The 14582-nt window shown below is 68.4% G+C and carries 9 protein-coding genes and 1 pseudogene; all 10 read right to left on the reverse strand.

Annotation, left to right across the window (positions count from 1 at the left end):
• Window positions 1-2: 2 nt before the first annotated feature.
• Entirely contained in the window at window positions 3-908 is a 906-nt protein-coding gene (gene gmk, locus MAE01_RS06050; protein ID WP_147038663.1) for a guanylate kinase, read from the reverse strand.
• Window positions 901-1746: an orotidine-5'-phosphate decarboxylase gene (gene pyrF / locus MAE01_RS06055; RefSeq protein ID WP_147038664.1), complete on the reverse strand. Its 846-nt coding sequence runs from the start codon at window positions 1744-1746 to the stop codon at window positions 901-903. The genes gmk and pyrF overlap by 8 nt, the downstream gene beginning before the upstream one ends.
• Entirely contained in the window at window positions 1743-5030 is a 3288-nt protein-coding gene (gene carB / locus MAE01_RS06060; RefSeq protein ID WP_147038665.1) for a carbamoyl-phosphate synthase large subunit, read from the reverse strand. Before carB ends, pyrF begins: the two co-directional genes overlap by 4 nt.
• A complete protein-coding gene (carA, locus tag MAE01_RS06065) occupies window positions 5030-6172 on the reverse strand; it encodes a glutamine-hydrolyzing carbamoyl-phosphate synthase small subunit (protein ID WP_147038812.1) in 1143 nt (380 codons plus the stop codon). The genes carB and carA overlap by 1 nt, the downstream gene beginning before the upstream one ends.
• A 26-nt stretch (window positions 6173-6198) precedes the next feature.
• Complete coding sequence (locus MAE01_RS06070) at window positions 6199-6702, reverse strand: PH-like domain-containing protein (RefSeq protein WP_229718216.1); 504 nt, start codon at window positions 6700-6702, stop codon at window positions 6199-6201.
• A 2-nt stretch (window positions 6703-6704) separates the two neighbouring features.
• Window positions 6705-8009, reverse strand: a complete 1305-nt coding sequence (locus MAE01_RS06075) for a dihydroorotase (protein WP_147038667.1) — start codon at window positions 8007-8009, stop codon at window positions 6705-6707.
• The gene (locus MAE01_RS06080) at window positions 8006-8971 is read right to left on the reverse strand and encodes an aspartate carbamoyltransferase catalytic subunit (RefSeq protein ID WP_147038668.1); all 966 of its coding nucleotides are present in this window, start codon (window positions 8969-8971) and stop codon (window positions 8006-8008) included. Before MAE01_RS06080 ends, MAE01_RS06075 begins: the two co-directional genes overlap by 4 nt.
• Window positions 8968-9501: pseudogene (gene pyrR / locus MAE01_RS06085) on the reverse strand (bifunctional pyr operon transcriptional regulator/uracil phosphoribosyltransferase PyrR); the annotation flags it as partial. The gene MAE01_RS06080 and the pseudogene pyrR, both read right to left, overlap by 4 nt.
• A gap of 158 nt (window positions 9502-9659) precedes the next feature.
• Window positions 9660-11234 (reverse strand): Rieske 2Fe-2S domain-containing protein, encoded by a 1575-nt coding sequence (locus MAE01_RS06090; protein ID WP_147038670.1) that lies wholly within the window; start codon window positions 11232-11234, stop codon window positions 9660-9662.
• A 77-nt stretch (window positions 11235-11311) separates the two neighbouring features.
• Window positions 11312-14581 (reverse strand): DEAD/DEAH box helicase, encoded by a 3270-nt coding sequence (locus tag MAE01_RS06095; RefSeq protein ID WP_147038671.1) that lies wholly within the window; start codon window positions 14579-14581, stop codon window positions 11312-11314.
• Window position 14582: the final 1 nt, after the last annotated feature.

Genomic DNA, 14582 nt, shown 5'->3' on the forward strand with positions numbered 1-14582 from the left:
GTTCAGCGCGCGGTTGCCTCAGACAATTCTACGACCTCGCGCGCTGCTGCGGCGACGTCCTCGTTCACAATGCGGAAATCGAACTCGCTCTGAGCGGCCAACTCGACCTTTGCGGTGCGCAGGCGACGGGCTCGCTCTTCCTCGTTCTCCGTGCCGCGGCCGACCAGCCGCTGGACGAGTTCGTCCCAGGACGGCGGCAGCAGGAAGATCAGCGTCGCGGACGGTTCCGCGGCCCGCACCTGCCGTGCGCCCTGCAGGTCGATCTCGAGCAGGACCGTCTTCCCATCGGCGAGAGCCGCGTCGATCGGCGCGCGGGGCGTGCCGTAGCGGGAGCGGTTGTGGACGACCGCGTACTCGAGCAGCTCGCCGTCTGCGATGAGACGGTCGAACTCGGCGTCGTCGACGAAGTAGTAGTGCACGCCGTCGATCTCGCCCGGGCGGGGCGCGCGTGTCGTCGCCGACACCGAGAGATGGATCTCCGGGTGGTGCTCGCGGATGTACGCGGCCACGGTGCCCTTGCCGACCGCCGTCGGGCCGGCGAGCACCAGGAGCCTGCTGCGTCCTGCGCGCGGCTCGGACGCCGGGAATCGCTCATCGAGCCAGTTCGTGAGGCTGACGCGCTGCCGAACGCCCAGACCGCCGAGGCGCTTCACCGGCGAGATATCGAGGTCGAGCAGGATGCGGTCGCGCTTGCCCACCCCGATCGCGGGAAGGGCGAGCAGGAAGTCCGTGATGCGCATCGAGCCTGCCACCGACTCCGCGTCGGCGAACGCCTGGGCTGCGATGGACTGCGGAGTCACGACCCGCATCGTCAGGTCGCGTTTCAGCGCCGCTCGCGCGCGGCGCCGCTCCACGGCACGGCGCGCGGCAGCGGCCCGATCCACTTCGGGGACAGTGCGCTCAGACATCGAGAGCCTTCCGGTAGTCGGCGACGCGGGTGTCGATCGCCGTGGCGATGCCGTCAGGGCCGGCGGAGAGGATGCTGCGGCTCTCGGAGGCGATCACCATCGCCGCGGATGCTGTGAAGCGCGCACGCAGGTCGGCGGGACCGGCGCCCTGGGCGCCGAATCCGGGAGCGAGGATCGGGGCGGGAGGTGAGAACCGCGTGAGGCCGGCGTCCGTCCAGTCGACCGTCGCTCCGATGACGAAGCCGAGGCTCCCCCACTCGCCCGACGGCGTGCTGTGCGCGTTGCGCGTGCTCACCTGCGCCACGATCTCCGCTGAGACCGCCTGCTCTGCCGCGGTGCGGGCGCATTGCACACCGGCCGCCTCCGGATTGCTCGTGGCGGCGAGGACGAAAACGCCCTTGCCATGCTCCTGCGCACGCGTGAAGGTGGTGTCGAGAGCGCCGACGCCGAGGAACGGGTTGACCGTCAGCGCGTCCGCCTCCAGGGGCGAGCCCGGGCTGAGCCAGGCCGCGGCGTAGGCATCCATGGTCGTACCGATGTCGCCGCGCTTGGCGTCGGCGATCACGATCAGGCCGGCATCCCGTGCGGCCCGCAGCACGTCTTCGAGCGCCGCGAAACCGGCGGAGCCGAAGCGCTCGAAGAACGACACCTGAGGCTTGACGATGCCGACCCGCGATGCCGCGGCATCCACGGTGCGCAGCCCGAACTCGCGCACGCCGGCAGCGGAATCCTCGAGCCCCCAGGACTCGAGCAGCGCCGCATGCGGGTCGATGCCGACGCAGAGCGGGCCCCGCGCGGCCAGCGCCGCACGGACCCGCTCACCGAAGGAACCGGTCACAGGGCCGCCTGACGATCGAGCGCGTACTCCTGCAGGCTCTTGACGTCGAAGCCCTCGTCGGCGGCATCCATTCCGCTGACCGCTGCGCCGAGCACCGCGATCGTCGTGAACAGCGCCTTGTCCGCTGCCACGGCTGCCGCGCGGATCTCGTAGCCGTCGGCGCGCGCCGCACCACCCGACGGCGTGTTCACGACGATGTCGATCTGCCCGTCGTTGATGAGGTCGACGATGTTCTCGCCGCCACCGGCCTGCGTCTCGCTGTACTTCGCGACGACCGTCACCGGGATGCCGTTGCGGGAGAGGATCTCAGCGGTTCCCTCTGTCGCGACCAGCGTGAAGCCGAGCTGCTGCAGGCGGTGCGCCGGCAGGATCACGGCGCGCTTGTCCGCGTCGGCCACCGAGATGAACACGGTGCCCGAGGTCGGCATCCCGCCGTAGGCAGCGGCCTGGCTCTTCGCGAACGCGGTCGGGAAGTCCTTGTCGATGCCCATGACCTCACCTGTCGAGCGCATCTCAGGGCCGAGCACGGAGTCGACGATCTTGCCGTCCTTGGTGCGGAACCGCTTGAACGGCAGCACGGCCTCCTTCACCGAGACCGGGGCGTCCAACGGGACGCGCGATCCGTCGGACGCGGGCAGCAGCCCCTCGTCCTTCAGTTCCGCGATGCTCGCGCCCGCCATGATGCGGCTGGCGGCCTTCGCCATCGGGATGCCGAGCGCCTTGGAGACGAACGGCACCGTGCGGCTGGCGCGCGGGTTGGCCTCGATGACGTAGAGCACGCCGGCGCTGATCGCGAACTGCACGTTCAGGAGCCCCCGCACGCCGACGCCCTCGGCGATGGCGAGCGTCGCCTCGCGGACGCGGTCGATGTCGCTCCGGCCGAGCGACATCGGCGGCAGGGTGCAGCTGGAGTCGCCGGAGTGGATGCCGGCCTCTTCGAGGTGCTCCATGACGCCGCCGATGTACAGCTCCTGGCCGTCGTACAGCGCGTCGACGTCGAGCTCGATGGCGTCGTCGAGGAAGCGGTCGACGAGCAGCGGCGTGCCGGGGCCGACGATGACCTCACCGGCGGTGCGCACGAAGTAGTCGCGCAGGCTCGGGGTGTCGTAGACGATCTCCATGCCGCGTCCGCCGAGCACGAAGCTCGGGCGGACGAGCACCGGGTAGCCGATGTCCTCGGCGATCGCGACCGCGCCGTCGGCGTCGATCGCGGTGCCGTGACGGGGTGCGACGAGTCCGGCCTTGTCGAGCAGCTGCGAGAACAGCTCGCGCTCCTCGGCGATGTCGATCGCCTCGGGGCTCGTGCCGAGCACGGTGTAACCGGCGGCCTGGATGCCCTTCGCGAGACCCAGCGGCGTCTGGCCGCCGAGCTGGCAGACGACGCCGAGGATCGTGCCGCTCGCCGCTTCGGCGTCGAGCACCTCGAGCACGTCCTCGAGCGTGAGCGGCTCGAAGTACAGGCGGTCGCTGGTGTCGTAGTCGGTCGAGACGGTCTCGGGGTTGCAGTTGACCATGACGGTCTCGTAACCGGCATCCGACAGCGCGAACGACGCGTGCACGCAGGAGTAATCGAACTCGACGCCCTGGCCGATGCGGTTCGGACCGGATCCGATGATGACGACCTTCGTGCGGTCGGAGGGCGCCACCTCGGTCTCGAAGTCGTAGCTCGAGTAGTGGTACGGGGTCAGTGCGGGGAACTCTCCGGCGCAGGTGTCGACCGTCTTGTAGACCGGGCGGAGCCCGAACCCGTGGCGGGCGGTGCGCACCTCGACCTCGGAGATGCCGCGGATCTCGGCGATCTGCGCATCCGAGAAGCCGTGCTCCTTGGCGTGGCGGAACGTGTCGGCGTCGAGCTCGCCAGCAGCGCGCACGATCTCGGCGACCTCGTTGATCAGCACGATCTGGTCGATGAACCACGGGTCCATCGCAGTCGCCTCGAACGCCTGCTCCGCGGTCGCGCCGAGGCGCAGCGCCTGCTGCAGGGTGACGATGCGGCCGTCGGTCGGGGTCTTCGAGATCTCGAGCAGCTCGTCGACCGAGCGGGTCTCCTCGCCCCAGTGGAAGCTGGAGCCGCGCTTCTCGAGCGAGCGCAGTGCCTTCTGCAGAGCGGTCGTGTAGTTGCGGCCGATCGCCATGGCCTCGCCGACCGACTTCATGGTCGTCGTGAGCGTGGCATCAGCGGCCGGGAACTTCTCGAACGCGAAGCGCGGCACCTTGACGACGACGTAGTCGAGCGTGGGCTCGAAACTCGCCGGCGTGACGCCGGTGATGTCGTTGGGGATCTCGTCCAGGCGGTAGCCGAGGGCGAGCTTGGCGGCGAGCTTGGCGATCGGGAAGCCGGTCGCCTTGGACGCCAGGGCGCTCGACCGCGAGACGCGCGGGTTCATCTCGATGACGATGATGCGGCCGTTGGCCGGATCGACGGCGAACTGGATGTTGCAGCCGCCGGTGTCCACGCCGACGGCTCGGATGATGTCGATGCCGATGTTGCGCATCTTCTGGTACTCGCGGTCGGTGAGCGTCAGCGCCGGAGCCACCGTGATGGAGTCACCCGTGTGCACGCCGACGGGGTCGACGTTCTCGATCGAGCAGACGACGACCGTGTTGTCGGCCGTGTCGCGCATGAGCTCGAGCTCGTACTCCTTCCAGCCGAGGATCGACTCCTCCAGGAGCACCTCGTTCGTGGGCGAGTCGTGCAGGCCGGCACCGCCGATGCGGCGCAGGTCCTCCTCGTCGTACGCGAACCCGGAACCCAGGCCGCCCATGGTGAACGAGGGGCGGACGACGAGCGGGTAGCCGAGCTTCTCAGCACCGGCGAGCAGGTCGTCCATGGAGTGGCAGATGACGGATGCCGCGACATCGGCGCCCGCCTCGATGACGAGCTCCTTGAAGATCTGGCGGTCCTCGCCCTTCTTGATCGCATCGACCTTCGCGCCGATGAGCTCGACGTCGTACTTGGCGAGGATGCCCTGCGCGTCCAGAGCCATGGCCGCGTTGAGCGCGGTCTGGCCACCGAGGGTGGGGAGGATCGCGTCGGGCTTCTCCTTCGCGATGATCGTCTCGATCACCTCCGGGGTGATCGGCTCGATGTAGGTCGCGTCGGCGAAGTCCGGATCCGTCATGATCGTGGCCGGGTTGGAGTTGACGAGAATGACGCGCACGCCCTCCTCGCGCAGCACGCGGCACGCCTGGGTGCCGGAGTAGTCGAACTCGCAGGCCTGACCGATGACGATCGGACCGGAGCCGATGACGAGGACGGACTTGATGTCGTCGCGCTTCGGCATTACTTGGTGTCCTTCTTCTCGATGTGCGCGATGACCAGGTCGCGGAAGCGGTCGAACAGGTAGTTGGCGTCGTGCGGGCCGGCCGCGGCCTCGGGGTGGTACTGCACGGAGAACGCCGGGATGTCGAGAGCGCGGAGGCCCTCGACGACGTTGTCGTTCAGCCCGACGTGGCTGACCTCGACCTTGCCGTAGCCGTTGGGGCTGTCGAAGGAGCCCTCCAGCGGGGCCTCGACCGCGAAGCCGTGGTTGTGAGCGGTGATCTCCACCTTGCCGGTGGACTTGTCAAGCACCGGCTGGTTGATGCCGCGGTGGCCGAAGGGCAGCTTGTAGGTGCCCAGGCCCAGGGCGCGGCCCAGCAGCTGGTTGCCGAAGCAGATCCCGAAGAACGGCAGTCCGTCGTCCAGCACCGAGCGCAGCAGCTCGACGTGGTCCCCCGACGCCGCCGGGTCGCCAGGACCGTTGGAGTAGAACACCGCCACCGGGTCGATTGCGCGGATCTCTTCGATGCTGGCGGTCTGCGGCAGGACGTGTACCTCGAAGCCGCGCGCGGCGAGGTTGTCGATCGTAGCCTGCTTGACGCCGAGGTCGAGCACGGCAAGGTTGCCGATCCGCTCCCCCACGGCCGCCGTGACGGTGGCGACGTCGACCGACACCTGAGCCGACAGGTTCTGGCCGCTCATCTCGGGAGCCTGCTGCACGAGGCGCAGCTGCTCGTCGGCGTCCAGCGCGGCATCCGCACCCGAGAAGATGCCGCCGCGCATGGATCCGTCCGAGCGGATGCGGCGCGTGACGGCTCGCGTGTCGATGCCGCTGATGCCCACGATGCCGTCGCGGACGAGAATCTCGTCGAGCGAGGCGTTCGCGCGCCAGTTCGACACGACGCGCGAGGGGTCGCGCACGATGTAGCCGGCGACCCAGATGCGGCGGGACTCGGTGTCCTCGTCGTTCATGCCGGTGTTGCCGATGTGCGGTGCGGTCTGCAGGACGATCTGGCCCGCGTACGACGGGTCGGTGAGGGTCTCCTGGTAGCCGGACATTCCGGTGGAGAAGACGACCTCGCCCAGGGTGGTTCCCTCGGCGCCGTAGGCGCGTCCTGGGTACCGGGTGCCGTCTTCCAGTACGAGCACGGCGGGTGCCGGCATCCGGTCGTTCGATGGGGTTGAGCTTGTCAAGACGTGGCTCCTGTGTCGTGTGCGGGGATGAGCCGCTGAAGTTCAGAGATGAGAGTGTCGGGGGCGCCTGCGGTCGGGCGCAGATACGAGTCGACGATGGTGCCGGCATCGACGTTCCACGCGATGCGGACGAGACCGCCGGGTTCGACGACCCGGTCGATCGTGACCGTGGCGCGGTCGATGCCGGCGAGCTTGTCCTTGGCGAGGAACACGGTGGGCGCCCCGTCGAGGCAGAGCGCTGCTCCTCGATCCGTGACGGTCACCTCTCCGCGCGCACGATACGCGAGAGGCGTGATCGCCAGACGTTCGAGGGGCTGATCGTGGCGCGTGGTCGAGACGTAGAGCACCTCGTGCCTGCTGAGGACCTCGGCATGCTCCGGCACGCCGAGGGGTGCGCTGTACGCCGCGTCGCGCCCCAATCGTCGTCGCCACGCGAAGAGCATCGCGAGCAGCACGAGCACTGCGACGCCGATCGTGACCGCTATGGCGATGTCCCGCATGCTCACGCGTTCAGCTCCTCGACGACGGTTCCGGCGGCCAGGGTGACGACGCCGTTGTGGATGGTCCACTCCACGCGACCCGGGAGCTCGCGCCCCAGGTACGGCGAGTTCTCGCTGCGACCGTGAAGGTCGGCGGCGCTGAACGTGCTGGCGACGCTGGGGTCGTAGAGGGTGATCTGGGCGGGCCGGCCGACCTCGAGCGGTGTTCCGTGGCCCTCGAGCATCCCGATCCGGGCCGGTGTCGCACTCATGACGCGGGCGACGTCCGCCCAGTCGAGCAGCCCGGTCTGCACCATCGACTGGTGCACGACGCGCAGTGCGCTCTCCAGACCCACCATGCCGTTGGCAGCGGCCTGCCATTCGCAGGCCTTGCTCTCGACGGGATGCGGGGCGTGGTCGGTGGCGACGATGTCGATCGTGCCGTCGGCGAGGCCTCCACGGACGGCCATGACGTCTTCCTCGCGGCGCAGCGGCGGGTTGACCTTGTACCGGGCGTCGTAGCCGCGTGCGAGCTCGTCGGTCAGCAGCAGGTGGTGCGGGGTGACCTCGGCGGTGACATCGATGCCGCGCTTCTTGGCCCATCGGATGATGTCGACCGATCCCGCGGTGGAGAGGTGGCAGACGTGCAGGCGAGATCCGACGTGCTCGGCGAGCAGGACGTCACGGGCGATGATCGACTCCTCGGCGACCGCCGGCCAGCCGGCGAGCCCCAGCTCTGCTGAGACGACGCCCTCGTTCATCTGGGCGCCCTCGGTGAGGCGCGGATCCTGCGCGTGCTGGGCGATGACTCCGCCGAACGCCTTCACATATTCGAGGGCGCGGCGCATGATGAGGGGGTCGAAGACGCAGAAGCCGTCGTCGCTGAAGACGCGGACCTTCGCGCGGGAGTTCGCCATCGCGCCGAGCTCGGCGAGGCGTTCGCCCTTCTGCCCGACTGTGACTGCGCCGATCGGCTGCACTGTGGCGTAGCCGGCCGCCTCGCCGAGTGCGAGCTCCTGCTCGACGACGCCGGCCGAGTCGGCGACCGGTGAGGTGTTGGGCATCGCGAACACCGCGGTGAAGCCGCCGGCTGCGGCGGCGCGTGTGCCGGTCAGGATCGTCTCGGAGGCTTCGTAGCCGGGTTCGCGGAGGTGCGTGTGCAGGTCGACGAGGCCCGGGAGGGCTACGAGGCCGTCGGCGTCGATGACGCGCGCGCCGGTGCGGCTGAGCCCGCTGCCGATCTCGGCGATGACGCCGTCCTCGACGAGGATGTCGGCGCCGTCGCGGCCAAGCATCCGCGCGCCGGCGATCACGAGGGTCTCGGTCACAGGTCTCTCCCTCGTTCTTCGTCTCGTTCTCCTGCGAGCAGCAGGTAAAGCACGGCCATCCGCACGGACACACCGTTCGTGACCTGCTCGAGCACCGTCGAGCGGGGCGAATCTGCGGCGGCGGATGAGATCTCGAGGCCGCGGTTCATGGGCCCTGGGTGCATGACAATGCTATCCCGCGGAAGCGCGGCCGCGCGCACGGCGTCGAGACCCCAGGTGCGGGAATACTCCCGCTCACTCGGGAAATACGCGGCATTCATGCGCTCGAGCTGGATGCGCAGCATCATGACGGCATCCGGCCCGTCGGCCAGGGCGGCGTCGAGGTCGTACAGAACGCGGACCGGCCAGTGCGAGACGTTCTGCGGAACCAGCGTCGGCGGGGATACCAGCGTGACCTCCGCACCGAGCGTTGTGAGCAGCCACACGTTCGAGCGCGCCACCCGGGAGTGCAGCACGTCGCCGACGATCACGACGCGGATGCCGGCGAGATCGCGGCCCCGGCTGTCGGCGCCGAACCGGCGCTTGCGGATCGTGAAGGCGTCCAGCAGCGCCTGTGTGGGGTGCTCGTGCGTGCCGTCGCCGGCGTTGACGACGCCGGCGGAGATCCAGCCGCTGGTCGCGAGCGTGCGCGGTGCGCCTGATGCGGAGTGGCGGATGACGACGGCATCCGCGCCCATCGCCTGCAGGGTCTGCGCGGTGTCCTTGAGGCTCTCGCCCTTGGAGACGCTGGAGCCCTTCGCGGCGAAGTTGATGACGTCGGCGGAGAGCCGCTTGGCGGCGGCTTCGAAGGAGATGCGCGTGCGGGTGGAGTCTTCGAAGAAGAGGTTCACCACCGTCTTGCCGCGCAGCGTCGGCAGCTTCTTGACTTCACGCGACTGGGTGTCGGACATGTCCTCTGCGATGTCGAGGATGCGCAGGGCCGTCTGACGGTCGAGGGTCTGGGTGTCGAGGAGGTGTCTCATTCGCCGATCGTCACCTCATCGACGCCGTCGTTCTCGCTGAGGCGCACGTTGACGCGCTCGGTGCGGGCGGACGGGATGTTCTTGCCGACGAAGTCGGGGCGGATCGGCAGCTCGCGGTGGCCGCGGTCGACGAGGATGGCCAGGCGCACGATGGCGGGCCGGCCGATCGACTGGATCGCGTCGAGGGCGGCGCGGATGCTGCGGCCGGAGAACAGCACGTCGTCGACGAGGACGACGGTCTTGCCCTCGATGCCGCCGGGCGGGATCTGCGTCGGACGCGGAGAGCGCGTCGGGTGCTTGGCGAGGTCGTCCCGGAAAAGGGTGACGTCGAGTGCTCCCGTCGGGACGGGCTGCTGGGCGATCGATTCGATCACCGCGGCCAGGCGCTGGGCGAGTGCCACTCCCCTGGTCGGGATGCCGAGGAGGACGAGGCCGTCCGCTCCGCGGTTCGATTCGAGGATCTCGTGCGCGATGCGGGTCAGAGCCCGCGAGATATCGGCTTGCTGCAGCACGGTGCGCGTGCTCATCCGCCGCTCCCTTCTCCGCCTCTCTGGACGGTGTTAAAGGTTGCTGATGAGTCGAGTATATCGTCCGTCCGCTGAGGTCCCGGTGTTCTCGCTGGCGCGAGGACTCCGCCCCCTGCCGGTGTTCTCGCTGGCGCGAGGACTCCGATCACGCAGGCGCGGACTCAGCCGAGGCGCAGCGCGTCTTCGGTCACGGGGCAACGCTGCGCGCGGATCTCGTGGCCGGTCGTGGTGAGGCACTTACCGGTCTTGAGGTCCCACTTCCAGTCGTGCATGCTGCACGTCAGGACGCCCTCTTCGTCGACCTTGCCGGTCTTGGTGAGATCGGCGCGCAGGTGCGGGCAACGGCGCTGGACGATCCAGTCGCCGACCTCGGCATCCTCGGTCTGATCGGTCTGCTCCGAGTACCAGTTCTCGACGTACTCGATGCGGTCCACCGAGAGGCACTTGAGGAACGTGGTCAGGAACTCGTTGAACTTGCCGCTGCGGCCCACCGAGAACTGCATGGACAGGAAGATCGAGTTCGACCAGTCGATCTCACGGTCGCGGATGTTCGTCGAGACGAGGTCCGCAGGGATCGTGTACCAGTAGATGCACTCCTCGCCGGCGTACTCGCGCACCTTGGCCCGCGGGAAGTCGACAACCATGTCGAGGTCGCCGATGCGGAACCGGACGCAGCCGCCGACACCGAGGCGGATGGTGCGGGACTTCTTCAGCAGAGGCTCCCACCAAGCCTTGATCTCGGCGAGGATCTGGTCTGCCGGCAGCGCTTCGGCACGCTCGGCTTCCTCAGCCCGGATCTCCTCCTGGCGGCTGGCGCGCTGCTCCTCGAGGTAGTCCCACTTCTCGTCGAAGATGTGGTCGATCTCGGCCTGCGTGTAGAGGGTCTGCTCGATTGAGACGAGCTCGCGGTTGTCCAGCGTGACGACGGTGCCCGGCACGAAGAGCTGTCCGTCGTACTGCGGCGCGAGTTCCTTCATGTGCGCGATGAACTGCTTCTGGTCGGTGAAGATCGACTCACCGTTGCGTCCGAAGCCGTTGAAGTCGAACAGGTCGTCGCGCAGGAACATCGGCGGCCCCGCCATCGGGAAGACGTGCGGCGCATCGACCTTCTCGATGTAGTACATCGCGCGCTTGTTCTGCGCCTCGCGCTTGAGCTTCGCGAAGTTCTGCTTGGCATCCACCGGCAGGTCGTAGACCATCGGCCACCATATGGCCCCGGAGACCTGCGTGAAGTACGCGTCGGGCTTGCCGAAGCTCATCAGTTTCTCGAGGTCCAGCGGATGCGAGTCGTTCTGATTCAGCACGGAGGCGGTGCCGTCGTCGACGCTCAGGGAGGAATCGCCGATGGGGCCGTCGCTCGGGGCGCGCAGCGGCGTGATCATGATCTTCAGCTCGCCGCGCTCGATGACCTGCCCGGCCGGCGCATACGTGATGTTCTCATAGCCGAGGGCGCGGATGTCCTGCTCGAGGTCATCGATCGGATACTCCGGCAGAAGCACCTCGATGTCCTTGCGGATGTAGCGCTGCAGCAGCTTCGGGTCGAAGTGATCGCGGTGCCGGTGCGAGATGTACAGGAAGTCCGCTTCGCGTCCGATCTTCTCCCAGTCGAGACCGCGGTTGTCGGGGAACGGGAACCAGGAGCCGAAGAACGAGGGTCCGAGAACCGGGTCGCAGATGATGTTTCCGCCCGTGGTCTCGATGAACATCCCGGCGTGGCCGAGTCCGGTGATCCGCATTGCGCTCCTCCTGAGGTGGACTGCTCGATTCTACCGGTGGGCCCCTCGGCGTCGGCCGAGGGCGGCCGTGGATATGCTCAGCCCTCGAACAGCCCGCGGATGTCGTCGGCGGTGAGCGACTGTGCGAACAGCGCCTCGTCGTCCATCACGGCTGTGAACAGACGCGCCTTTCGCTGCTGGAGCGCCAGCACCTTCTCCTCGATCGTGCCGGTCGAGATCATCCGGTAGACCATCACCGGGTTGCGCTGCCCGATCCGGTGCGTGCGGTCCACGGCCTGGGCCTCCGCCGCCGGATTCCACCACGGATCGAGCATGAAGACGTAGTCGGCCTCGGTGAGGGTCAGCCCGAATCCACCGGACTTCAGGCTGATCAGGAACACCGGTTGCTCCCCGGCACGGAATCCATCGATCACCTGCTCGCGCTTCCGCGTCGAGCCGTCGAGATACGCGTACGGGATGCCGGCCTGATCGAGCCGCTCGGCGGCGAGCTGCAGGAACGAGGTGAACTGGCTGAACACCAGCGCCCGATGCCCTTCGGCGTGCAGTTCGATCGCGCGCTCGACCAGCGCATCGAGCTTTCGCGAACCGAGCTTCGCATCGACCTCGTCGACGAGCCCAGGCGCGAGGCTGAGCATGCGCAGCATCGTCAGCGATCGGAACACGATGAACCGGTTCCGGTCGAGGTCCTTCAGCAGTCCCAGCACCTTCTGCCGTTCGCGCTGCAGCACGGTGTCGTAGAGTGCACGGTGCGAGGGGCTCAGCTCGACATGCAGCAGCTGCTCCTGCTTCTCCGGAAGATCAGTGGCGACCAGCTCCTTCGTGCGTCGCAGCATGAGTGGCCGGATTCGACGCCGGAGCCGCTCCAGCCGTCGCTGCCGGTACTCGCCGCCTTCCTCGTTCTCGGGAACCTTGCCCTGCTCGATCGGTTGGATGTAGTCCTGCCGGAACCTCCGCGCGGAGGCGAACAGGCCTGGCGCTGTGAGTTTGAGCAGCGCCCACAGATCGCCGAGGCTGTTCTCCATCGGAGTTCCGGTCACCGCGAACGTGACGTGTGCGGGGATGGATGCCACGGCACGATGCTGCTTCGTCGCGGGGTTCTTCACGAACTGCGCCTCGTCGAGGACGAGCACGGCCCATTCCGCCGCGGCGTACTCGTCGGCATCCAAACGCGCCAGCGTGTACGAGGTGACCACCAGATCGGCATCCTGCGCGACGTCCACGATCGACGAACCCCTGCGGCTGCGCGTGCCTTCGACGATGCGCACGCGCAGCGACGGCGCGAACGCGGCGGCCTCGTCGCGCCACGTCGCCAGCACGGAGGTCGGGGCGATGACGAGGAACGGCCTTCGCTCCCCCACCTCGCGGGCGTGCAACATCAGCGTCAGCAGCTGAATCGTCTTGCCGAGACCCATGTCGTCGGCCAGGATCCCCCCGAGCCGGTGCGCCCACAGGAACGCGAGCCAGTCGAATCCGGTCTTCTGATACGGGCGGAGCTCGGCACGCAGCCCGGTGGGCACCACCGCCGGTGGGACACCGGTCGTGTCTCTGAGCCCTTCGGCTGTCGCACGCCAGTTCATTGCCGGGATCGCTTCATCCGCGAGATCCTCGAACTCCTCCCAGAGATCTGTCTGGTACCGGCTGATGCGCGGGCCTGTCTCCCACTCGGCGATCTCGGTCGCCTCGTCGATCAGCTCGCGCAGCGAGTCCAGTGCCGGGTGCGCGAGCGAGAAGTAGCTGCCGTCGACGAGCAGCAGCTTCGTACGGCGCATGCTCAGTGCTGTGAACAGCGGGGCGAACGGGATGCTGCGTCCGTCGATCTTCACGATGACGCCCAGGTCGAACCAGTCCGGGTCCGTGCTCTCCACGGTCGACACCGTGATCTCGGGGACACCGCTGAGTTCGTGGTAGGTCTTCGGCTTGCCCGTGACGACGACCGAGAGTCCCTGCGCCTGCAACGCAGGGACGATGTGCGTGGCGAACTCGGCGGCCGCCACGTCATGGACGGTGCCGCTCGGCTCGAATGTCTCACCTGTCGTCGTCTGCCACAGCTGTTCGACGTCACGAAGGGCCGACTGCTCTGCATCGTCATCCCGCACGGCGTCGGGCGTGGGCGTTAACGGGAAACGTCCGTGACCGCGGTAGGTCCACTCGAATGCGTAGTCGATCTGATCCCGTGGGCGGTGGGCGACGACGAGGGTGGCGATCGGAGTCGGCACCGGTGGCAGCTCGATGGCGCCGACGGTTCGCACCGGAACACGGCGGGCGAGAGCGGGGTAGGCGTCACGCAGGAACGCGTCCTCTTCGTCGGCGGGGACGGCGAGCGACGAACGCGCGGTGATGAGCGCGTGGACGATGGGGCTCAGCGGCACCTCGGCGAGCGTGACCTGAGCCCTGCTGCCGAGCGGGGTCACAGTGTAGAGACCCGAGTGCCCGATGGTCCGCACCGTGCGCGCATCGACCGGCTGACCGTCCAGAACCACGTCAGCTGCAACGGAGAGCCCGTCTTCGGTTCGCTCCACTTCGGCCGTGACGGCTCCGGATTCGGCCAGCCCGATTGAGAAGCTCTTCTGCACCGTCACGAGCGGGATGCCGTGGTCGGCGCCGGCCCGCAGATGCGGCCACAGCAGACCGGACTCGACGAGATCGAGAATCAGCCAGTCGCTCGCGGTGCCCGACAGCACCGAATCGCGGACGATGCTCAGCAGTTCGGCGAACCAGCGGAGCTGGTCGGGCCGGAACTGCGCCCCGGGGCGGCGCACGGCGTCCCAGGAAGCGGTTCCCTGGATCCAGCCGCCCGTCGCCCCACTGCGCATGAGCGGACGGATGCCGAGCAGCAGGTCGCCACCGCCCTTCACGACATCGCGGACGGTCGCGGCGCGCATCGGACGAGGTGCCCACTGGTGTGCGCCCTGCGCCGCGCGGTGCCGCACCTCGACGCCGAGCGCGAGGGGCGCTGCTCCGTCGACGCGCGGCTGCGAGTCCAGCAGCATCCGCCAGGTCGGCAGCCCCGGGGCTTCCGGCACGCTGGCGGGAGAGGCGACCGGGGACGCCTCGACCTCCGCATTGCTGGTGAGCACTGCAGCGACGATGTGCTTGCACCCGAACCGCACAGGGCAGGTGCACGTGGTGGAGGAGATCTCGGCGGCTTCCCTGCCCGCGGCGACCCGGACGACGCAGCGGTACTGTGCACCGCCCGAGCCGTGCACATCGGAGGTGAGCGTCGAGAAGTCAGCGTTCCACGCACGGCGGATCACCATGCCGCCGCGGGCATAGGCGCGTCCTCGCTCGAGGCTGCCCGCATCGGTGACGCGCCGAAGAATGGACAGGTCGATCAGCGGTGCGGGCATA

This window comes from Microbacterium aerolatum (genome assembly GCF_007988825.1).
Taxonomy (GTDB): domain Bacteria; phylum Actinomycetota; class Actinomycetes; order Actinomycetales; family Microbacteriaceae; genus Microbacterium; species Microbacterium aerolatum.

Coding starts and splice junctions, on each gene's coding strand:
- MAE01_RS06095 (WP_147038671.1), bottom strand. CDS start 14,581: ATGCCCGCACCGCTGATCGACCTGTCCATTCTTCGGCGCGTCACCGAT.
- MAE01_RS06070 (WP_229718216.1), bottom strand. CDS start 6,702: ATGCGGGACATCGCCATAGCGGTCACGATCGGCGTCGCAGTGCTCGTG.
- gmk (WP_147038663.1), bottom strand. CDS start 908: ATGTCTGAGCGCACTGTCCCCGAAGTGGATCGGGCCGCTGCCGCGCGC.
- carB (WP_147038665.1), bottom strand. CDS start 5,030: ATGCCGAAGCGCGACGACATCAAGTCCGTCCTCGTCATCGGCTCCGGT.
- MAE01_RS06090 (WP_147038670.1), bottom strand. CDS start 11,234: ATGCGGATCACCGGACTCGGCCACGCCGGGATGTTCATCGAGACCACG.
- MAE01_RS06080 (WP_147038668.1), bottom strand. CDS start 8,971: ATGAGACACCTCCTCGACACCCAGACCCTCGACCGTCAGACGGCCCTG.
- carA (WP_147038812.1), bottom strand. CDS start 6,172: ATGCCGGCACCCGCCGTGCTCGTACTGGAAGACGGCACCCGGTACCCA.